At 65.7% G+C, this 19,928-nt stretch carries 14 protein-coding genes and 1 tRNA gene; 6 read left to right on the forward strand and 9 right to left on the reverse strand.

What is annotated here, in order from left to right; translation table 11 throughout:
• The first annotated feature begins 6 nt into the window (after positions 1–6).
• From OM960_RS16250 to OM960_RS16260, 3 genes are all read left to right on the forward strand, one after another.
• Positions 7–909, forward strand: a complete 903-nt coding sequence (locus tag OM960_RS16250; protein ID WP_264772701.1) for a LysR family transcriptional regulator — start codon at positions 7–9, stop codon at positions 907–909.
• 112 nt (positions 910–1,021) lie between these two features.
• Positions 1,022–2,140, forward strand: coding sequence for an efflux RND transporter periplasmic adaptor subunit (locus OM960_RS16255; protein ID WP_264772702.1), 1,119 nt, complete (start codon positions 1,022–1,024; stop codon positions 2,138–2,140).
• Between the two features lie 4 nt (positions 2,141–2,144).
• Positions 2,145–5,282 carry an efflux RND transporter permease subunit gene (locus OM960_RS16260; protein WP_264772703.1) on the forward strand — a complete coding sequence of 1,046 codons (3,138 nt, stop codon included), beginning with the start codon at positions 2,145–2,147 and terminating at the stop codon, positions 5,280–5,282.
• Between the two features lie 5 nt (positions 5,283–5,287).
• On the opposite strand, the gene OM960_RS16265 is transcribed toward OM960_RS16260, so the two are convergent.
• Complete coding sequence (locus OM960_RS16265; RefSeq protein ID WP_264772704.1) at positions 5,288–5,728, reverse strand: MarR family winged helix-turn-helix transcriptional regulator; 441 nt, start codon at positions 5,726–5,728, stop codon at positions 5,288–5,290.
• Positions 5,729–5,817: 89 nt separating this feature from the next.
• Here OM960_RS16265 and hmgA point away from each other — a divergent pair, with 89 nt between their 5' ends.
• The 3 genes from hmgA to fahA are packed head-to-tail and all read left to right on the forward strand — an operon-like array spanning position 5,818 to position 9,109.
• Complete coding sequence (hmgA, locus tag OM960_RS16270) at positions 5,818–7,170, forward strand: homogentisate 1,2-dioxygenase (protein ID WP_264772705.1); 1,353 nt, start codon at positions 5,818–5,820, stop codon at positions 7,168–7,170.
• Positions 7,170–7,814, forward strand: coding sequence for a maleylacetoacetate isomerase (gene maiA, locus OM960_RS16275; protein WP_264772706.1), 645 nt, complete (start codon positions 7,170–7,172; stop codon positions 7,812–7,814). The genes hmgA and maiA overlap by 1 nt, the downstream gene beginning before the upstream one ends.
• A gap of 8 nt (positions 7,815–7,822) precedes the next feature.
• Positions 7,823–9,109 carry a fumarylacetoacetase gene (gene fahA, locus OM960_RS16280; protein WP_264772707.1) on the forward strand — a complete coding sequence of 429 codons (1,287 nt, stop codon included), beginning with the start codon at positions 7,823–7,825 and terminating at the stop codon, positions 9,107–9,109.
• 330 nt (positions 9,110–9,439) lie between these two features.
• On the opposite strand, the gene OM960_RS16285 is transcribed toward fahA, so the two are convergent.
• The 8 genes from OM960_RS16285 to gcvT form a co-directional block, all read right to left on the reverse strand.
• Positions 9,440–10,936: a SpoVR family protein gene (locus tag OM960_RS16285; protein WP_263338416.1), complete on the reverse strand. Its 1,497-nt coding sequence runs from the start codon at positions 10,934–10,936 to the stop codon at positions 9,440–9,442.
• Position 10,937: 1 nt separating this feature from the next.
• On the reverse strand, positions 10,938–12,251 hold the full coding sequence (locus tag OM960_RS16290; protein WP_263338414.1) for a YeaH/YhbH family protein: 1,314 nt from the start codon (positions 12,249–12,251) through the stop codon (positions 10,938–10,940).
• 19 nt (positions 12,252–12,270) lie between these two features.
• Positions 12,271–14,205, reverse strand: coding sequence for a PrkA family serine protein kinase (locus OM960_RS16295; protein WP_263338412.1), 1,935 nt, complete (start codon positions 14,203–14,205; stop codon positions 12,271–12,273).
• A 505-nt stretch (positions 14,206–14,710) separates the two neighbouring features.
• A tRNA-Ala gene (locus tag OM960_RS16300) sits at positions 14,711–14,786 on the reverse strand.
• A gap of 69 nt (positions 14,787–14,855) precedes the next feature.
• The gene (gene trxC / locus OM960_RS16305) at positions 14,856–15,302 is read right to left on the reverse strand and encodes a thioredoxin TrxC (protein ID WP_263338409.1); all 447 of its coding nucleotides are present in this window, start codon (positions 15,300–15,302) and stop codon (positions 14,856–14,858) included.
• Between the two features lie 123 nt (positions 15,303–15,425).
• Entirely contained in the window at positions 15,426–18,275 is a 2,850-nt protein-coding gene (gcvP, locus tag OM960_RS16310; RefSeq protein WP_264772708.1) for an aminomethyl-transferring glycine dehydrogenase, read from the reverse strand.
• 11 nt (positions 18,276–18,286) lie between these two features.
• Positions 18,287–18,646, reverse strand: a complete 360-nt coding sequence (gene gcvH, locus OM960_RS16315; RefSeq protein ID WP_263338404.1) for a glycine cleavage system protein GcvH — start codon at positions 18,644–18,646, stop codon at positions 18,287–18,289.
• A gap of 19 nt (positions 18,647–18,665) precedes the next feature.
• Positions 18,666–19,793, reverse strand: a complete 1,128-nt coding sequence (gcvT, locus tag OM960_RS16320; RefSeq protein WP_264772709.1) for a glycine cleavage system aminomethyltransferase GcvT — start codon at positions 19,791–19,793, stop codon at positions 18,666–18,668.
• Positions 19,794–19,928 lie beyond the last annotated feature (135 nt).

The raw sequence follows: 19,928 nt of genomic DNA on the forward strand, positions 1-19,928 counted from the left end.
CTGAATATGGCCGTGAAGATCGACATGATGCGTTGCTTCCGTACCGTCGCGCAGGACGGCACGCTCGCCGCCGCGGCCGAGACGCTCGGGCGCACGCCGTCCGCGATCTCGATGATGCTTTCGCAATTCGAGGAGCATATCGGCGCGGCCCTGTTCGAGACCGAGCGCAAGAACCGGCTGACGCCGCTCGGCCTCCGGGTGCTCGAAGAATGCGACCGCGCATTGGACGCTTTCGACCGCTCTGCCGAGGCAATCGCGCGTCATGCCCGTTCGACCGCGGGCACCGTGCGGATCGCCGCGGTTCCCTCGGCCGCGCTCACGCTCCTGCCCACGGCGATCACCGCCTTCCGCCGCGAAAGGCCCGACGTGCGGCTCGAGATCAGCGACGTCGACAGCGCCTCGGTCCACCGCCGCCTCCAGTTCGACGAGGCCGACCTCGGCGTCGCCTCGGCCGCGCCCGGCGCAGACGTCGGCGGGGAAGTGCTCCTGACGGATCGGCTCGGCATCGTTTGCCGGAGTGACAGCCCGATCCTCGACGGGCCGCCCAGCTGGGCATGCCTTTCCCGCGAGACACTGATCTCAAACCCGCTCTGCGCGCTCGTCGATCATCCCGTCGTCAGCGAGCTCGCCGCGATCGGCACGCTCGAGGCGCGCAATACCACGGCGCTTCTGGCCTTCGTGCGGCGCGGCCTCGGGGCCACGGTCCTGCCCGGCCGAGTCATGGATTCCGAACCGCCCGGCATCGCGTTCCTCGCCCCCGCGGATCCGGTCGCCGAGCGTAGGCTTCTGGTGCTTGCCAACACACGCCGCCAGCTCAGCCCCGCCGCCGCCGCCTTCCGCGCCGCGCTGGTCACGGCTGCCGCTACGTCAGCTTCCGAGCAACCACGAAAACTCGCGACAACATATTGAACTTCACCGTTCAGTTGCCAGATAATGGATGCCATGGATAGGTGCATTGCCTTGACCACCACTCGGCGGTCGAGATTGTGTGCGTGCCAGAAACGTTCAGGACTTCTTCAGCATGGCTTTGCATTTCAAGGGCCACAAGATTACGGCCATCCTTGTTCTGGTCGCCGCCGCCGCCTGGGTCGGCACCGGAAAGTTTTCCTCTGTCGGTAGCGAAGAGGCGCATGCCGCCCAGCCCGCGCCTGCGGCCGGCGCCGCCCCGACCGATACCGAGCAGGCGCTGCGCACCGTCGCCGCGATCACTCCGAACTTCGTTGAACATGCCCGCGAGATCCGCATCTCCGGCGTGACCGGCGCCGACAAGCGCGCCGTGCTCGCGGCGCGGACCGACGGCGTGATCGCGGAGCTTGGGATCGCCCAGGGCGGCGAGGTTGCGGCCGACGAGGCCGTGATGAGCATCGAGGGCGCCGACATCACCGCAGCGGTAAGGACCGCCGAAGCGACGCTCGCCCAGCGCGCGCAGGAGCTCGAGGTGGCCGAGAAGCTCTTCAAGACCGGCAACACCGCCGAACTGCAGCTGATCAAGGTCCGCGCCGAGAAGGCCGCGGCCGAAGCGGCCTTGAGCCAGGCCGAGGCCGCCGCCGACCGGCTGAACCTCTACGCGCCCTTTGCCGGCGTCATCGACAAGGTCGAGGTCGAGCTTGGCGAGTGGGTGCAGACCGGCACCCCGATAGCGACGGTCCTCGCGCTCGATCCGATCGTCGTGCGGGCGGAGGTCAGCGAGGTCGACATCGGGTTCGTCGGCGTCGGCGACAAGGCCGACATCCGCCTCGTCAGCGGCAATCGGCTCGACGGTGTCGTCCGCCATGTAGCGCGCGAAGCCTCCGCCCAGACCCGCACCTTCCCGGTCGAGATCGCGCTGCCCAACCCCGACCGTGCCGTGCCGTCGGGCATGACCGCCGAGGTCAGCCTCTACACCCGGCCCGAACGCGCGGTGGTCGTGCCGCGTTCGGTGATCACCCTGTCGGCCGAGGGCGAGCTTGGCCTCCGTGTCGTCGGCCCCGACGATATCGCCGCCTTTGCCTCGGTCGAGTTGATCGACGACACGCCCGAGGGGCTGGTGCTGGCCGGTATACCCGATGGTGTCCGGATCGTCGTCTCGGGCCAGGACTTCGTCCGCGACGGCGAGAAGGTCCGCGTCAAGGACGCCAAGCTCCTCGCGGCCGGAGAGTGATCCGATGAACCTCGTCGATACCGCGATCCGCAACGCGCGGCTGACGATCTCGGTTCTGTTGTTCTTGATGCTCGCCGGCGCCCAGGCCTATATCGCGATCCCGAAGGAAGCCGAGCCCGACATCCAGATTCCGATCATCTATGTCAGCCTCAGCCACCAGGGCATCTCGCCCGAGGACAGCGAGCGGCTGCTCCTGCGCCCGATGGAGACGGCGCTCAAGACCATTTCCGGCGTCAAGGAGATGACCGCGACCGCCTACCAGGGCGGCGGCAACGTGCTCATGGAGTTCCAGGCCGGCGCGGATCTCAACAAGGCGCTCGACGACGTGCGCTCGAAGGTTTCCGAAGCGAAGCGCGACCTGCCGGACGGCGCCGACGAGCCCTCGGTCTCAGAAGTGAACATCTCCGAATTCCCGGTGCTCGTCGTCTCGCTCGCGGGTGACGTGCCGGAACGGATCCTGGCGAAGGCCGGGCGCGAGCTGCGCGACCGGATCGAGGAGATTCCGGGTGTCCTCGACGCCGCTCTCCAGGGCGTGCGCGACGATCTCGTCGAGGTCATCATCGACCCGGCCAAGCTCTCGTCCTATGTGCTCCGCCCCGACATGCTGACCGCGGGCGTCGCCGCCAACAACCAGCTGATCGCCGCGGGCGCGCTCGAAGGCACGGAGGGGCGCTTCGCAATCAAGGTGCCGTCGCTCATCGAGACGGTGGATGACGTGGCGGACCTGCCGGTCATCACCAATGGCAATGCGACCGTGCGCGTTCGCGACCTCGCCGCGATCCGCGCGACCCACAAGGATCCCGAAACCATTACCCGGCTCGACGGCAAGCCCGCGATCGCGATCGAGGTGTCCAAGCGCATCGGCGCGAACCTCGTCGAGACCGTCGACGCGGTGAAGAAAGTCACCGAAGAGTTCCAGAAGACTCTTCCCGAGGGCACGGAAGTGTCGTTCAGCCAGGACAAGTCGACGACGATCCGGCAGATGCTCGCCGATCTTCAGAACTCGGTGCTGACCGCGGTGATCCTCGTTTTCATCGTCATTCTCTACGCGCTCTCGGGCCGCGCTTCGCTGCTCATCGGCCTCGCGATCCCGGCCTCGTTCCTGATCGGCATCCTCGGGCTGCAGCTTGCCGGGCTCACGGTGAACATCGTCGTCCTGTTCAGCCTGATCCTCGCCGTGGGGATGCTCGTCGACGACGCGATCATCGTCACCGAATACGCCGAACGCCGCATGGCCGAGGGCATGGACCGGCGCGAGGCCTTCTCGCTTGCCTCGCGCAAGATGGCCGGCCCCGTGATCGCGGCCACCGCGACCCGCGTCGCGGCCTTCTCGCCGCTTCTCTTCTGGCCCGGCATCGTCGGCGAGTTCATGAAGTACATGCCGATCACGCTGATCGCGACGCTCTCGGCCTCGCTCGTCTACGCGCTTCTCTTCGCGCCGACGCTCGGCGCGATCATCGCGCGGCCGGTGAAGGAGGAGGACCGTTCCCGCAACAGCCTCTACATGCGCTTCGTCGCCCGCGCGATCCGCCATCCGAAGCTCGTGACCGTCACCGCCGTGGCGGCGCTTGTCGCGGTTCCCTACGCCTATGGCACGCTCGGCAAGGGGGTGGAGTTCTTCCCCGACGTGGAGCCCGATTACGGCCTGCTCTACGTCCATGCCCGCGGCAACCTCTCGATCGAGGAGAAGGACGTGCTGACCCGCGAGGCGGAACGGCGCATCCTCGGCTGGCCGGGCATCAAGACGGTCTATACCCGCGCCGGACAGTCGAGCGGCGGCGGTAGCGCCATGGGCGGCAACGTCGCCGCCGACGTGATTGGCGTGATCCAGTATGAGTTCATCGACTGGCGCGAGCGAAAGAACGCGAACGCCATCCTCGCCGACCTGCGCGAGGAAATGCAGGGTATCCCAGGCGTCGAGGTTGAGGTCTCGGTCCCCGACGCCGGCCCGCCGACGGGCAAGGCGATCCAGATCCGGCTGTCGGCGTCCAATCCGGCGGGCCTCAACGAAGCTGCGCGGCAGATCGCCGACGAGCTGGCGAAGTCGCCCGACATCATCGACATCGACAACGGCCTGCCGCCGCCCGGCATCGACTGGGAGATCCGCGTCGACCGTGCAGCCGCGGCCCGCTACGGCGTCTCGCCCGGAGGGGTGGGGGCCGTCGTGCAGCTCGTGACCGACGGGTTGAAGCTGTCGGATTTCCGTCCCGCCGGCTCGGATGACGCGGTCGACATCGTCCTGCGCCTGCCGCCCGGCCAGCGCACCATCTCCTCGCTCGACCAGCTCCGGGTCGAGACCGCGGAAGGCCCGGTCCCGATCGCCAATTTCGTCACCCGCAAGGCGGTCCCGACGACCGGCACACTGACCCGGATCGACGGCCGCCGAACCGTGACCGTCCAGGCCGGAATCCGCGAGGGCGTGCAGGCCGACCCGATCCGCAAGACGATCACGGAGAAGCTCGCGGCCTCGGATCTGGAGAAGAATGGCATCCGCTGGCAGCTTGCCGGCGAGGACGAGGAACAGGCCGCCGCGATGGCCTTCCTGTCCAAGGCCTTCCTCGCCGCGCTGTTCCTGATCTTCGTGGTGCTGCTCGCGCAGTTCAACCGCTTCATCTCGGTCGGTCTGATCTTCACGGCCGTGATCATGTCGACGATTGGCGTCTTCCTTGGGCTGATGATCATGGGCCAGCCCTACAACATCATCATGACCGGGATCGGGATCATCGCGCTCGCGGGCGTCGTGGTGAACAACAACATCGTTCTGATCGACACCTACGACAACCTTCGCCGCGAGGGGATGGAGAAGGTCGAGGCGATCCTCGAGACCTGCCACGAGCGCGCCCGGCCCGTGGTGCTGACCGCCGTGACCGCGATTCTCGGCGTCTTCCCGATCGCCTTCGGCTTCAACCTCGAACTGCTGAGCCACGAGACGACCTTCGGCGCACCCTCGACGCAATGGTGGATCGCGCTCTCCTCGGCAATCGTCTTCGGCCTCGCATTCGCGACGATCCTGACGCTCGTCGTCACGCCGTCGCTCCTGATGCTGACCTCGCGCGGCATGGGGCGGCCCGGTGTCGACAAGCCGAATCCGAAGCGGCGCTGGTTCGGGCTGCTGAAGGCGCGGGCAAACCCGGCCGAGTGACGCTCTCAGTCGCGCGCTGCCGAGACAAGCGCCGTCAGCGCTTCGGCAAGGCCGGCCGCGCGCGCCTCGCCGAGCCGCGCCCTGAGCAGGGCGTCGAACCGGATCGCCTCGGCAGCAAGGGCGTCGTAGACCTCGCGCCCCGAAGGCGTCAGCGACAGGGCCTCTGCGCGGCGATCCTCGGCCACCGCGCCGCGTATCAGCCAGCCGCGATCCTCCAGCGCCTGAACCGAGCGCGACACGCCGGTCTTCTCCTCCATCGCCCGCCGGCAGATCTCGGCCGCCGTCATCGCGCCGAACCGGCCGAGATGCGCCATGACCCGCCACTGGGTCCGGGTCATGGCGTAGCGGCCACGATAGGCCGCCGCGAATTCCCTCCCGGTCGTTTCGGCCGCCTGATTGAGGAGATAGGGCAGAAAGCCCTCCAGATCGAATTCCGTTCCTGCCATCGCCGTCTCCTTCCTTTCCGGTCTACCGCTTGATTGTTGCCAATGCAACCGTTACAAGTGCAACAAAATCTCGAGTCGGAGGGCGTGCCATGGACGGTCAGATTCAAGCCAACACCAGCATGAAGGACGTGGTGGTCGACACGAACTACATGCCGGGCTTCGGCAACGATTTCGAAACCGAGGCGCTGCCCGGCGCCCTGCCGCAGGGTATGAACAGCCCCCAGAAATGCAACTACGGGCTTTACGGCGAGCAGCTCACCGGCACCGCCTTCACCGCGCCGAGCCATCAGAACGAGCGCACCTGGTGCTACCGCATCCGCCCCTCGGTCAAGCATTCGGGCCGCTACGCGAAGATCGAGCTCCCGTACTGGAAGACCGCGCCGCATGTCGTGGATGACGTGATCTCGCTCGGCCAGTACCGCTGGGATCCGGTGCCGCATGCGGGCGAGGCGCTCACCTGGCTCACCGGCATGCGGACGATGACCACGGCGGGCGACGTGAACACCCAAGTCGGCATGGCGAGCCACATCTACCTTGTCACCGCCTCGATGGAGGATGCCTATTTCTACTCGGCCGACAGCGAGCTTCTCGTCGTGCCGCAGGAAGGCCGCCTGCGCTTCGCGACCGAGCTTGGCGTGATCGACCTCGGCCCGCAGGAGATCGCCATCCTGCCGCGCGGTCTCCTTTACCGGGTGGAGCTTCTCGACGGCCCGGCGCGCGGCTTCGTCTGCGAGAACTACGGTCAGAAGTTCGAGCTGCCCGGCCGCGGCCCGATCGGCGCCAACTGCATGGCCAACCGGCGCGACTTCAAGACCCCGGTGGCGGCCTTCGAGGACCGCGAGGTGCCCTCGACCATCACGGTGAAATGGTGCGGCCAGTTCCACGAGACGAAAATCGGCCACAGCCCACTCGACGTCGTCGCCTGGCACGGCAACTACGCGCCCTGCAAATACGACCTGCGCACCTACTGCCCGGTCGGCGCGATCCTCTTCGACCACCCGGATCCTTCGATCTTCACGGTTCTGACCGCGCCCTCCGGCGTCGAGGGCACCGCGAATATCGATTTTGTGCTCTTCCGAGAACGCTGGATGGTGGCGGAAAACACCTTCCGCCCGCCCTGGTACCACAAGAACGTCATGTCCGAGCTGATGGGCAACATCTACGGCGTCTATGACGCCAAGCCCAAGGGCTTCGTTCCGGGCGGCATGAGCCTTCACAACATGATGCTGCCGCATGGGCCGGACCTGAACGCCTTCGAGGGCGCCTCGAACGCCGATCTCGGGCCGGAAAAGCTCGACAACACCATGTCCTTCATGTTCGAGACGCGCTTTCCCCAGCACCTGACGGAGTTTGCCGCGAAGGAGGCGCCCTTGCAGGACGACTACATCGACTGCTGGACCTCGCTGGAGAAGAAGTTCGACGGCACGCCCGGCGTCAAGTGATGCGGCTCTACTCCTATTGGCGCTCGACCGCCGCCTACCGCGTCCGGATCGCGCTGAACCTCAAGGGGGTCCCGTATGACTCGGTCCCGGTCGATCTGGTCGCAGGCGGCGGCGCACAGCACGCGCCGGACTATGTGACGCTGAACCCCGCCCATCTGGTGCCGACGCTGGTGATGGATGATGGCACCGCGCTCACCCAGTCGCTCGCGATCATCGACTGGCTGGACGCGACGCATCCCCCGCCGCCGCTCCTGCCCGCCGATCACAACCTGCGCGCCCGCATCCTCGCGGCGGCGCATCTCGTTGCGATGGACATCCACCCCGTCAACAATCTCCGCGTCATGCAGGAGCTCGAACGCCGCTTCGGCGCGGGTGCGGAGGAGAAGGCCGACTGGATGCGCCACTGGATGCGGATCGGCTTTGACGCGCTTGAACGCATGGTCGCGCCGGACACGCCCTTCGCCTTCACCGACGCCCCCACGCTCGCCGACATCTGCCTCGTCGCGCAGATCTACAACGCCCGCCGCTGGGGCCTCGACCTCGGCCCCTACCCGCGTCTCGCGGCCATTGACGCCGCGGCCCGCGCCCTTCCCGCCTTCGCCAAGGCCGCGCCCGAGGCGCAGCCGGACGCCCCGCAAAGCTGAGGACCCCGATGCCGCTTCTGAAATCCTGGATCGACAGCGCCAACGCCCCCGAGGGACCGTTCCCGCTCAACAACCTGCCCTACGGCGTCTTCTCGACCGGGGCCGAGGAGCCGCGCTGCGGCACCGCGATCGGCGCGATGATCCTCGACCTCGCCGCGCTGGAGGAGGAGGGAATCCTGACGGCGGCCGAGGCCCCGGTCCTCGACGTGCCTTTCTGGAACGACTTCATGGAGCTTGGCCCGGAGATCTGGGAAAGCTATCGCGCGAAGCTCCAGCAACTGCTTTCGGCCGAGGCGCCACCCGAGACCCGTGCCCTGATCGAGCCCCATCTGGTGCCGATGGAGGCGGCCGAACTGCACCTGCCCTTCCTCGTCTCCGAATACACCGACTTCTATGCCGGCCGGCACCACGCCGAAAACGTCGGCACCATGTTCCGGGGCCCTGAGAACGCGCTGCCGCCGAACTGGCTCTCGATCCCGATCGGCTACAATGGCCGGGCTTCCTCGGTCGTCGTCTCCGGAACGCCGGTGCGCCGGCCCTGGGGGCAGGTGAAGGGGCCGGAGGACGACCTGCCCCGCTTCGCGCCGTCCGCCCGTTTCGACATCGAGCTGGAGCTTGGCGCGGTGATCGGCCAGCCTTCCGAAGGGCCGGTGACGGTGGCCGAGGCCGACCGGATGATCTTCGGCTATGTGCTCCTCAACGACTGGTCGGCGCGCGACATCCAGGCTTGGGAATACCAGCCCTTGGGCCCATTCCAGGCCAAGGCCACGGCGACGACGATCAGCCCGTGGATCGTCACCAAGGCAGCGCTCGCCCCCTTCCGCGTCGACACCCCTGATCGCGACTGCCCGCTCCTGCCCTACCTTCAGGAGCCGGGTCCGATGCTCTACGACATCAGTCTTGAAGTCGCGCTCGCGCCCGCCGGGAAGACGCCGACCACCATCGCGCGCACCAACTACCGCGAGATGTACTATTCCGCCGCCCAGCAGCTCGCCCATCACACGACCTGCGGCTGCCCGATGAACGTGGGCGACCTTCTCGGCTCCGGCACGATCTCCGGCCCCGCGAACGACAGCCGCGGCTCGCTTCTGGAACTGACCTGGGGCGGCAAGGAACCGATCACGCTCGCAACCGGCGAGATCCGCCGCTTCATCGAGGACGGCGACACACTGGCTTTGACGGGTGGAGCCGAAGGTGATGGCTACCGGATCGGCTTCGGCCGCTGCGCCGGCATGGTTCTCGAAGCCCTTGCGGACCCTTATGCCGGTTCATCGAGCGTGAAACGCGGCCAATGAGAACCGCTACCCCGCTGAGAGGCTGATCAGGATGAACAGTCCCGCGAAGGCACAGGTTTCCATGACGGGAAGCGCCGAACCGATCCGGCAGGATGCCGCGGCGATGTCACGCAGACCCGCGGCCGCGAACCTCATACCGTTCGCACCGCCACGCCTGCGATCCTTTGCGACGCAGCGGGAATACACCCTTTGTTCACTCATACTAACCACCGTTACTTTTTTTACCGATTAACACTACATAAACTACTTCATACGAGTAGTAACCGCAACTTATTGGGGGTTACACGGCCGATTCGTTCCCGCGGCGTCATCAATACCGCGGAATCCGGTTTACTCGCTCCGGATCTCGTCGAGCGCCACTTCGTAGCCCCAAAGCTGCCCCAGATAGCCGAGCGTCGCATCGCGGGTCGCCGGGTCAAGCGGTACGCCGTCCCGCTGAATGTGGCGCAGCCTTAGCCGCCGGTCGCCGAGCAGGTCAACGTCCGAGACATGGATATCGGGATCGTTGACCGAGACATCGAGACTGCGCGCAAGCGCGGCGCGCAGCTCGCGATAACCGCGTTCGTCATGGATCGCGTTTACGGTGTAGAACGGATCGCCCTCGTCGTCGGTCAGCGCGAACATGCGGTAGTCGCGCATAACCTTCGGGCTGAGGAACTGCTGCACGAAGCTTTCGTCGCGGTAATTCGCCCAGGCGTCTTTCAGAACTCCGCGCCAGTCCTTCGCGCCGGCAATGTCGGGGAACCACTCGCGATCCTCCTCGGTCGGTGCCTCGCAGATGCGGCGGATGTCCTGCATCATCGCGAAACCGATCGCATAGGGGTTGAAGGTCGCATGACCCGGCGTGCCGTAACCCGGCTGGGTCACCACGTTGGTGTGGTTGTGCAGGATCTCGAGCATCGCGCCGTCGGTCAGCTGCCCCGCATCGTGCAGCGCGTTGGTGATGTAGTAGTGCACGAAGCAGGCGCAGCCCTCGTTCATCACCTTGGTCTGGCGCTGGGGATAGAAATACTGCGCGATGTTGCGAACGATGCGCAGCACCTCGCGCTGCCAGGGCTTCAGGATCGGGCTGTGGCGTTCGAGGAAGTAGAGGAGGTTCTCTTCCGGCAGGCCCATCCGGCGCTTGCGCTCGCGCACCTCCTCGTCGGCCTCGCTCGGCCGGACCGCCCGGTCCAGCGTGTCCCACAGGTAATTGGCCGACCGCTCCTCCTCCTCCTGGCGCTCGCGGCGCCGCGCCGCCTCCTCGCGCAGCGAGGCGGAGGGCAGCCGGCGGTGGCGAAAGACGCTCGCCGGCATCAGCGCATGGGCCGCGTCAAGAAGATGCTCGACCTCGCGCGCGCCGTAACGCTCCTCGCACTGGGTGACATAGGTGCGGGCATAGTCGAGATAGTCGAGGATGCCGTCGGCATCGGTCCATTGCCGGAAGAGGTGGTTGTTCCTGAAGAAATGGTTGTGGCCGAAGGCCGCATGGGCGATCACCAGCGCCTGCAGCGCCATCGTGTTGTCTTCCATGCAGTAGCTGATGCAGGGATTGGAGTTGATGACGATCTCGTAGGCGAGCCCCTGCGCGCCCTTCCGGTAGAGCTGCTCGTCGTGCATGAAGCGTTTGCCGAAGGACCAGTGGTGGTACATCAGCGGCATGCCGATCGAGGAATAGGCATCCAGCATCTGTTCGGAGGAGATGATCTCGACCTGGTTGGGATAGGTGTTGAGCTCCAACTCCTCCGCCGCGACCTTGGCGATCGCGTCATAGCTGCGGCGGAGCGTGTCGAAATCCCACTCGGCCCCCTCGAACAGGGGCGTTGCGGCGCGAACGGTCCTGGCCATGTCAGACACCCTCCGGCTTCTTGGAGAAGAGCTCGCGGAATACCGGGTAGATGTCGGGCGGGCTCGCGATCCGCTTCATCGCGAAGTTCGGCCACTCCTCGGCCACCCCGCGATAGGCGCGCCACAGCTCCATGCCGTTCGCCTCGCTGTTCATGAGCTGGGACTCGTTTTCCTCGAGGATCTCGATATAGGCGAAGTACTGGCAGAGCCGCATCAGCTCGTTGCCAAGGATGTCGGCGCAGGTGGCGGAATCGCCGCCGAAATTCTCGCCGTCCGAGGCCTGCGCGGCGTAGATGTTCCACTCTCCGGGCGGGTAGCGCGCCTCGATAACAGCCTGCATCTCTTTCAGCGCGCTCGAGACCACGGTGCCGCCGGTCTGGCGGGAATGGAAGAAGGTCTCCTCGTCGACCTCGCTCGCGACTTGGGTATGGCGGATGAAGACCAGTTCGATCTTGTCGTAGCGCTGGCGCAGGAACAGGTGCAGGAGCACGAAGAACCGCTTGGCCAGATCCTTCTCGCGCTCCCCCATCGACGCCGAGACATCCATGAGGCAGAACATCACTGCCGCCGAGGCTGGCTCCGGCCGCCGCTCGAAATGCTTGTAGCGCACATCGAGGGGATCAACATAGGGGATCATCCGCCGCAGGCGCAGGACCCGGTCGAGCTCGGCGCGAAGCTCCAGAAGTTCCTTTCGCTCTACCGGGCTCGGCTTCTCGAGCGCTTCGAGCGCCTCGATCCGCTCCATCATCTCGCGGGTCTTGCGGGTCTTCGGCCGTCTGAGCGCGAGCCGCCGCCCGAAGGCGTTGCGCATTGTCCGCGCGACCGAGAGGTTGGCCGGCGCGCCGGTCACCGCGTAGCCCATGCGATGCGGCCTCGTCGCGGCGGTCTCCTTGAGGCTGCGCTTGACGAGGTCGGGAAGCTCCAGATCCTCGAAGAACATGTCGAGGAACTCGTCGCGCGACAGCACGAACAGGAAATCGTCGTCGCCCTCGCCGTCGTCGGAGCCCTCGCGTCCGCGCCCGCCCGCGCCGCCGCCGGTCGGCTTCTCTATCCGGTCGCCGGTCTGGAAGTTGCGGTTGCCGGTCAGCACCCGCTCGCGGTGCCCGCCCTGTTCTGCGGGCCGGAAGCTCGGCTCGGAGATGCCCTCGGCGGGAACCGAGACCTTCTCCTCGCGGTCGACATCGGCGATGGAGCGGCGGCGGACGCTCTCGTCCACCGCCTTCTTGACTGCGGCGCGCACACGCCCGATGAACCGTCGCCGGTTGCTGTGGCTCTTGTCCTTCGGGTTCAGGCGGCGGTCGACGAAATGGGGCATGGCTTAGCCCTCCTTTCTCTCATCCCGCCTTGTTCACCCGCATGTACCACTCGACCAGCCGACGAACCTGACGGCGGGTGTAGCCGCGGTCGGTCATCCGGTCGATGAACTCGTTGTGCTTGGCCTCGGTCTCCTTGTCGCGCTTGGCGCCGAAGCTGATCACCGGCAGGAGATCCTGGATCTGGCCGAACATCCGCTTCTCGATCACCCGGCGCAGCTTCTCGTACTTGCGCCAGTCCGGGTTCTGGCCGTGATGCTCGGCCCGGACCCGGAGCACGAACTTCACCACCTCGTTGCGGAAGTCGCGCGGATTGGTGATGCCCGCCGGTTTCTCGATCTTGGCGAGTTCCTGCTCGAGGATCTCGCGGTTGAAGATTTGGCCGGTGTCGGGATCCTTGTAGTCCTGGTCCTCGATCCAGGCATCGGCATAGGCGATGTAACGGTCAAAGAGGTTCTGGCCGTAATCGGCGTAGGATTCCAGATAGGCTTTCTGGATCTCGTTGCCGATGAACTCCGCGTAGCGTGGCGCGAGAACGTCCTTCATGAAGCCGAGATAGCGCCCCTCGGTATCGTCGGGGAACTGCTCGCGCTTGACTGCCTGCTCCAGCACATAGAGCAGGTGGACCGGGTCGGCCGCCACCTCTTCGGTGTCGTGGTTGAAGGTCTCCGACAGCACCTTGAAGGCGAACCGGGTGGAGATCCCGTTCATGCCCTCGTCGACCCCGGCCGCATCGCGGTATTCCTGGGCCGAGCGGGCCTTCGGATCGGTGTCCTTCAGCGTTTCGCCGTCATAGACTCGCATCTTCGAGTAGATCGGCGAGTTCTCGTGCTCCTTCAGCCGCGTCAGCACGCTGAACTGGCCGAGCATCGACAGCGTCTCGGGCGCACAGGGCGCACCGCCGAGGCTGCTCTCGCGCAGGAGCTTCTCGTAGATGTCGGTCTCTTCGGTGGCGCGCAGGCAATAGGGCACCTTCACGACGCTGATCCGGTCGAGGAAGGCCTCGTTGTTCTTGTTGTTCTTGAACTGGCGCCACTCGGATTCGTTCGAATGGGCCACGATGATGCCCTGGTAGGGGAAGGCGCCGATGTTCTCGGTGCCCGCATAGGAACCTTCCTGGGTCGCGGTCAGTAGCGGATGCAGCACCTTGATCGGCGCCTTGAACATCTCGACGAATTCCATCAGCCCCTGGGTCGTGCGGTTCAGCGCGCCGGAATAGCTGTAGGCGTCGGGGTCGTTCTGGCCGAAATCCTCGAGCTTGCGGATGTCGAGCTTGCCGACCAGCGCCGAAACGTCCTGGTTGTTCTCGTCGCCCGGCTCGGTCTTGGCCACGCCGATCTGGCGCAGCTTCGAGGGGCGAACCTTGACCACCGAGAATCTCGAGATGTCACCGTCGAACTCTTCCAGCCGCTTGATCGCCCAGGGCGAGATAAGCCCGCTGAGGAGCCGCTTGGGAATGTTGTACTTTCCTTCGAGCAGGTCGCCCATCCGCGCCCGGTCGAAGAGACCAAGTGGGGATTCGAAGATCGGGCTGATCTCCTCGCCCGCCTTCAGGACGTAGATCGGCTCCTGCTCCATCAGGTTCTTGAGAACTTCGGCGAGGGTCGACTTGCCACCCCCAACGGGCCCGAGCAGGTAGAGGATCTGCTTGCGCTCCTCGAGCCCCTGACTCGCGTGGCGGAAGAATCCGACGATGCGCTCGATCGTCTCTTCGATGCCGTAGAGGTCGCGGAAGGGCTTGTATCTCTTGATCGTCCGATTGAGAAAAATCCGGCTGAGGCGCTGGTCCTGGCTGGTGTCGACAAACTCCGGCTCGCCGATCGCCGCCACCATTCTCTCCGCCGCCGTGGCGCGCATCCCTTCGTCTTCGCGACATCCAAGCAGGTAGTCCTGCAAGGTCATCTCTACGAGCTTCGTGCGTCCATACTCATCTGCGAACCGATCAAAGATCTCCATTTTCGTGTTCCTGTTTTGCTCAGATAGGGTTTCGTCCGTTCTTTTCCGTTGGTTGCTGTCCTCTGTGGTTCATTTTACACCTAAATGGGGCGCTCCGGCGGCCTATTCCATTCACGTTTCGTTTTTTTTCATGTTTTTGAACGGATCACGCGACGGTCCGCTCCCAGTCGGGCTCGTTGTTTCCAATATCGGCGGCCGCAGCTGCCCCCTCGCATACCGCGAGCTGGGAAGATCGATTCTCCGATACCGTGTGCTGCGCTCATGCGGTTACCCCGCAGCTTGGAGCGGTCGGCGGACGACAACCGACGGAAATCGCAGACGGAAGGCTCGCGGATGGCGGACGTCGCTTTCGTGAGACAGCGTTCGGACGGGCAAGGACAGCAGGCGGGATTTGCCCATCGCCCCTGAGGCTTTTAGCCGTGACGCGGTTCTCAACGCGGCATGATGCCGGGAAGCGTGGCGCCCGGCTCGGGCGCCATCGGTTCATCTTCAACCTCGGGGTGTTTGGTGGAGCAGAGGGGGATCGAACCCCTGACCTCGTCATTGCGAACGACGCGCTCTCCCAACTGAGCTACTGCCCCGCACCGGCGGCGTATTTGGCGCAGCGCCGGACCATTGTCAAGCGACCGCGAGCCCCCTGGCGAGATTTTTCAGACCGCCACCCCGGCCTGCGAGCGGACGAAGGCCTCGATCTCGGCGGCGGGCCGCGCACCGGGGAGCCGCGCCACCTCGCGGCCGCGATGCCAGAGGATCAGAAGCGGAATCCCGCGGATGCCGAGCCGCTGCGACACCGCCGGAAAGTCCTGCGTGTTGATCTTGGCGAATCGCGCCCGCCCCTTCAGCGCCTGGGCCGCCTTGGCGAATTCCGGCGCCATCATCCGGCAGGGGCCGCACCAGGGCGCCCAGTAGTCGACGACAAGCGGCAACTCGTCGCCCCGCACCATCCGGTCATGCGCCGCCACGTCGAGCTCGGCCACCTTGCCGGTGACCAGCGGATCGCCGCACGAGCCGCATTTCGGCCCCTCGGCAAACCGCGCCCCCGGAACCCGGTTGGCCTGCCCGCAGGTCACACACGTCAGCTTGACAGTCTCCGCCATCGCCCACCTCACATTCGCCTCTCGGAATATATCAGAAGGGGCAGGCCCTGTTTCAAGCCTGCCCCTTCATCTTGCTTCAAACATCCTCGCCGAAGGCATCGGGGCCCCGCGGGGCCCCGATTTTCACTCCGCCGCGTCGGCGTAGCTCTCGACCGGCGGACAGATGCATACGAGGTGGCGGTCGCCATAGACGTTGTCGACCCGGCCCACCGGCGGCCAGTACTTGTCGACCCGGAAGGCGCCCGGCGGGAAGCAACCCTGTTCGCGGCTGTAGGGCCGGTCCCAGTCCCCGATCAGCGCGTTCACCGTGTGCGGCGCGTGCTTCAGCGGGTTGTTCTCCGCGTCGATCTCGCCCTTCTCGATCGCCGCGATCTCGTCGCGGATCGACAGCATCGCGGTGACGAACCGGTCGAGCTCGGCCTTGGTTTCGGACTCGGTCGGCTCGACCATCAGCGTGCCCGCAACCGGCCAGCTCATCGTCGGCGCGTGGAAGCCGTTGTCGATCAGCCGCTTGGCGATATCGTCCACGGTCACGTGGGCGCTCTCGGCGTAGGGCCGCGTGTCGAGGATACACTCATGCGCGACGCGCCCGTTGCGGCCGGTGAAGAGGATGCCGTAGGCGCCCTCCAGTCGTTTCGCGATGTAGTTGGCGTTGAGGATCGCAACCTTCGTCGCCTGCGTCAGCCCCTTGCCGCCCATCATCAGGACATAGGCCCAGGAGATCGGCAGAATCGAGGCCGAGCCCCAAGGTGCGGCCGACACCGGCCCTTCCTCGCCGCCGGTCATCGGATGGCCCGGCAGGTGGGGCGCGAGATGCGCCTTGACGCCGATCGGCCCCATGCCCGGTCCGCCGCCGCCGTGCGGGATGCAGAAGGTCTTGTGCAGGTTGAGGTGGCTGACATCGCCGCCGAGATCGCCCGGCCGCACGAGGCCCACCATCGCGTTCATGTTGGCGCCGTCGATATAAACCTGCCCGCCGTGGTCATGGGTGATCTTGCAAATTTCCCGCACCGTCTCCTCGAAGACGCCGTGGGTCGAGGGATAGGTGATCATGCAGGCCGCGAGGTTTTCGCCCGCCGCTTCCGCCTTGGCGCGGAAATCCTCGAGGTCGATATCGCCGTTTTCGGCCGATTTCACCACGACCACCTTCATCCCCGCCATCTGCGCCGAAGCGGGGTTGGTGCCATGCGCCGAGACCGGGATGATGCAGATGTTTCGATGCCCTTCGCCACGCGCCTTGTGATAGGCGGCGATGGTCAGGAGCCCCGCATATTCCCCTTGGGCCCCCGAATTCGGCTGCAAGCTCATCGCGTCATAGCCGGTTATCTCGCAGAGTTTCTCCGACAGGTCACGGAACAGCTCGGCATAGCCCTCGGTCTGGTCGGAGGGCGCGAAGGGGTGGAGGTTCGAAAACTCAGGCCAGGTAATCGGCATCATCTCGGCCGCGGCATTGAGCTTCATCGTGCACGACCCGAGCGGGATCATCGCCCGGTCGAGCGCGAGATCGCGGTCAGCCAGCCGGCGCATGTAGCGCATCATCTCGGTCTCGGCCCGGTTCATGTGGAAGACCGGGTGCGTGAGGTAATCCGAGGTCCGGACGAGCGCGTCGGAGATCCGGAAATGGTGCTTGAGGTCGTCGTCCTTCTGGTCGATCCCGAATGCGCGCCAAAGCCGTTCGATCGTCAGCCGCCGGGTGGTCTCGTCGATCGAGATGCCGACCTTCGTGGTGCCGATCTTGCGCAGGTTGATGCGCTCGTCACGCGCCGCCTTCAGGACCGCGCCCTGCATCGCGCCGACGTCGACGGTGATCGTGTCGAAGAACTCCTTCGGCTCGACCTTGTAGCCCGCCGCCTCCAGCCCGCGCGCGACGCGCACCGTCTTGCGGTGAATACGCTGGCCGATGGCCCTAAGGCCTTCGGGCCCGTGATAGACCGCGTAGAACGAGGCCATGTTGGCGAGAAGCGCCTGCGCGGTGCAAACGTTCGACGTGGCCTTCTCGCGCCGGATATGCTGCTCGCGGGTCTGCAGGGAGAGGCGATAGGCCTTGCCGCCCTGCGCGTCGATGGAGACACCAACGATCCGGCCGGGCATGTTGCGCTTGTGCGCGTCCTTGCAGGCCATGTAGGCGGCCGACGGCCCGCCGAAGCCCATCGGGATGCCGAAGCGCTGGGTGGAGCCGACGGCGATGTCCGCGCCCATCGCGCCCGGCTCCTTCAGGAGCGTCAGCGCCATGATGTCGGCGATGACGATGCCGAGCGCGCCCGTCTCGTGCAATTTCGCGATATGGGGCGTGAAGTCAGTGAGGTGACCGTAGGTGCCGGGATACTGGAAGATCGCGCCGAAGACCTTGTCGGCCTCGACCGTCTCGGGGTCGCCGACGATGATCTCGATGCCGATGGGCGCGGCCCGAACCTTCATCACCTCGATATTCTGCGGATGGCAGTTCTCGTCGATGAAGAAGGCCGTTGCCTTCGATTTCGACGTGCGCTGCGCCATCGTCATCGCCTCGGCCGCCGCAGTCGCCTCGTCAAGAAGCGAGGCATTGGCGATCTCGAGCCCGGTCATGTCGCAGACCATCGTCTGGAAGTTCAGAAGCGCCTCGAGGCGACCTTGCGAAATCTCCGGCTGGTAGGGCGTGTAGGCCGTGTACCAGGCGGGGTTTTCGAGGATGTTCCGCTGGATCGCCGGCGGGCAGACGGTGCCGTAGAAGCCCTGTCCGATCATCGAGGTGAAGACCGCGTTCTTCTTCGCGACCTGGCGCATGAACCACAGAAGCTCGCGTTCCGACTTGGCCTTGCCGAAGTCGAGCGGCTTTTCCTGCCGGAGCGATTTCGGCACGGTCTGGTCGATCAGCTCGTCGAGGTCCTTCACCCCCAGCACCTTGAACATCTCCTCCATCTCTGCCGGAGACGGGCCGATGTGGCGGCGGTTGGCGAAGTCGTAGGGCAGGTAGTCGGTGGGGGTGAAGGGCATTGTCCGCGTCCTTATCCGATCATTTCCTTGTAAGCGGCCTCGTCCATCAGACCGTCGAGCGCGGAGAGGTCGGCCACCTTCATCTTGAAGAACCAGGCCTTGCCGGTCGGGTCCTCGTTCACCATGCCGGGATTGTCGGCGACGTCGGAATTGACCTCGACGATCTCGCCGTCCAAGGGCGCCGCGATATCGGAAGCGGCCTTGACGCTCTCGATCACCACGATCTCATCGCCCTTCGACACGCTCGTGCCCGGCTCGGGCAGTTCGACGAAGACAACATCGCCGAGCTGTTCGGAGGCATGGTCGGTGATTCCGACGACGACGTGATCGCCCTCGACGCGGAGCCATTCATGATCTTCGGTATATTTCATGGGTCTTTTCCCCTGTTGGTTAACGTTTGTAACGGTTGGGCTGGAACGGCATCGGCGCGATCACGGCAGGAAGGCGCTTGCCCCTGACCTCGCCGTAAACCGTCGTGCCTTCAGCGAGATCGGCGGGCAGATAGGCCATCGCCATCGGCGCCTCGATCGAGGGGCCGAAACCGCCCGAGGTGATCTTGCCGATCGGGTCCCCGCCCTCGGGACCGGCGAAGACCTCGGTCCCCTCGCGCATCGGCGCCCGGCCTTCGGGGCGCAGCCCCACGCGGCGGCGCGACGGTCCCTCGGCCAGTTCTTTCAGGATGCGCCCCGCGCCCGGGAACCCGCCCTCGCGGGCACCGCCGTCGCGCCGCGCCTTCTGGATCGCCCAGGTCAGGTTGCCCTCGACCGGGCTCGTGCCCTCGTCGATGTCATGCCCGTAAAGGCACATGCCGGCCTCGAGACGCAGCGAGTCGCGCGCGCCGAGCCCGATCGGCGCGACCTCCTCCATGTCGAGAAGCCTGCGCACGAAGCTTTCGGCGAATTTGTTCGGCACCGAGATCTCGAACCCGTCCTCGCCGGTATAGCCCGACCGCGAGATCCAGAGTTCGGCGCTGTCCCAGTGGCGAATGGCAACATCCATGAACGCCATCTCGACCACATCCGGCACCAGCCGGGCGAGCGCCGTCTCGGCCTCCGGCCCCTGCAACGCGACGAGCGCCCGGTCTTCGACCATGCCGATATCGCAATCGGCGCCGAGATGCGCCTTCAGATGCGCGAAATCGGCGTCCTTGCAGGCGGCATTGACGACGAGAAAGAGGTGATCGCCGCGATTGGCGACCATCAGGTCGTCCTGGATCCCGCCGTTGTCGTTGGTGAAGAGCGCGTAGCGCTGGCGGCCTTCCTTCAGCCCGAGAATGTCGACCGGCACCAGCCGCTCCAGCGCCAGCGCAGCATCCTCGACCCGGCCCGATTTCGCGGTCATCAGGATCTGGCCCATGTGGCTCACGTCGAAGAGCCCGGCATGGGCGCGGGTGAAGAGATGCTCCTTCATCACCCCCATCGGGTACTGCACTGGCATCTCGTAGCCCGCGAAGGGCACGATCTTGCCGCCAAGCTCACCATGCAGATCGAAAAGAACCGTACGTTTCAGGTCGGTCATGCCGTCCTCCCTTCCTCACGCCGGTTCATGCTGTCCGGCATCGCCCCGGGCGGTCAACCCCACCCTTCCGATGCCCCCTCTGTCCTTTCGCCTGAGATCGTTATCCCTTCGGCGCCCCGTCCCGGGGTCTCTCCA

It is taken from the genome of Defluviimonas salinarum (assembly GCF_026013545.1).
GTDB lineage: Bacteria > Pseudomonadota > Alphaproteobacteria > Rhodobacterales > Rhodobacteraceae > Albidovulum > Albidovulum salinarum.

What these genes read in the sequence shown, in the direction of transcription:
- OM960_RS16260 (WP_264772703.1), top strand. Translation starts at nt 2,145, where the DNA reads ATGAACCTCGTCGATACCGCGATCCGCAACGCGCGGCTGACGATCTCG.
- gcvH (WP_263338404.1), bottom strand. Translation starts at nt 18,646, where the DNA reads ATGAAATATACCGAAGATCATGAATGGCTCCGCGTCGAGGGCGATCAC.
- OM960_RS16295 (WP_263338412.1), bottom strand. Translation starts at nt 14,205, where the DNA reads ATGGAGATCTTTGATCGGTTCGCAGATGAGTATGGACGCACGAAGCTC.
- hmgA (WP_264772705.1), top strand. Translation starts at nt 5,818, where the DNA reads ATGGACGGTCAGATTCAAGCCAACACCAGCATGAAGGACGTGGTGGTC.
- OM960_RS16255 (WP_264772702.1), top strand. Translation starts at nt 1,022, where the DNA reads ATGGCTTTGCATTTCAAGGGCCACAAGATTACGGCCATCCTTGTTCTG.
- trxC (WP_263338409.1), bottom strand. Translation starts at nt 15,302, where the DNA reads ATGGCGGAGACTGTCAAGCTGACGTGTGTGACCTGCGGGCAGGCCAAC.
- OM960_RS16290 (WP_263338414.1), bottom strand. Translation starts at nt 12,251, where the DNA reads ATGCCCCATTTCGTCGACCGCCGCCTGAACCCGAAGGACAAGAGCCAC.
- maiA (WP_264772706.1), top strand. Translation starts at nt 7,170, where the DNA reads ATGCGGCTCTACTCCTATTGGCGCTCGACCGCCGCCTACCGCGTCCGG.
- gcvP (WP_264772708.1), bottom strand. Translation starts at nt 18,275, where the DNA reads ATGCCCTTCACCCCCACCGACTACCTGCCCTACGACTTCGCCAACCGC.
- OM960_RS16285 (WP_263338416.1), bottom strand. Translation starts at nt 10,936, where the DNA reads ATGGCCAGGACCGTTCGCGCCGCAACGCCCCTGTTCGAGGGGGCCGAG.
- fahA (WP_264772707.1), top strand. Translation starts at nt 7,823, where the DNA reads ATGCCGCTTCTGAAATCCTGGATCGACAGCGCCAACGCCCCCGAGGGA.
- gcvT (WP_264772709.1), bottom strand. Translation starts at nt 19,793, where the DNA reads ATGACCGACCTGAAACGTACGGTTCTTTTCGATCTGCATGGTGAGCTT.
- OM960_RS16265 (WP_264772704.1), bottom strand. Translation starts at nt 5,728, where the DNA reads ATGGCAGGAACGGAATTCGATCTGGAGGGCTTTCTGCCCTATCTCCTC.
- OM960_RS16250 (WP_264772701.1), top strand. Translation starts at nt 7, where the DNA reads ATGGCCGTGAAGATCGACATGATGCGTTGCTTCCGTACCGTCGCGCAG.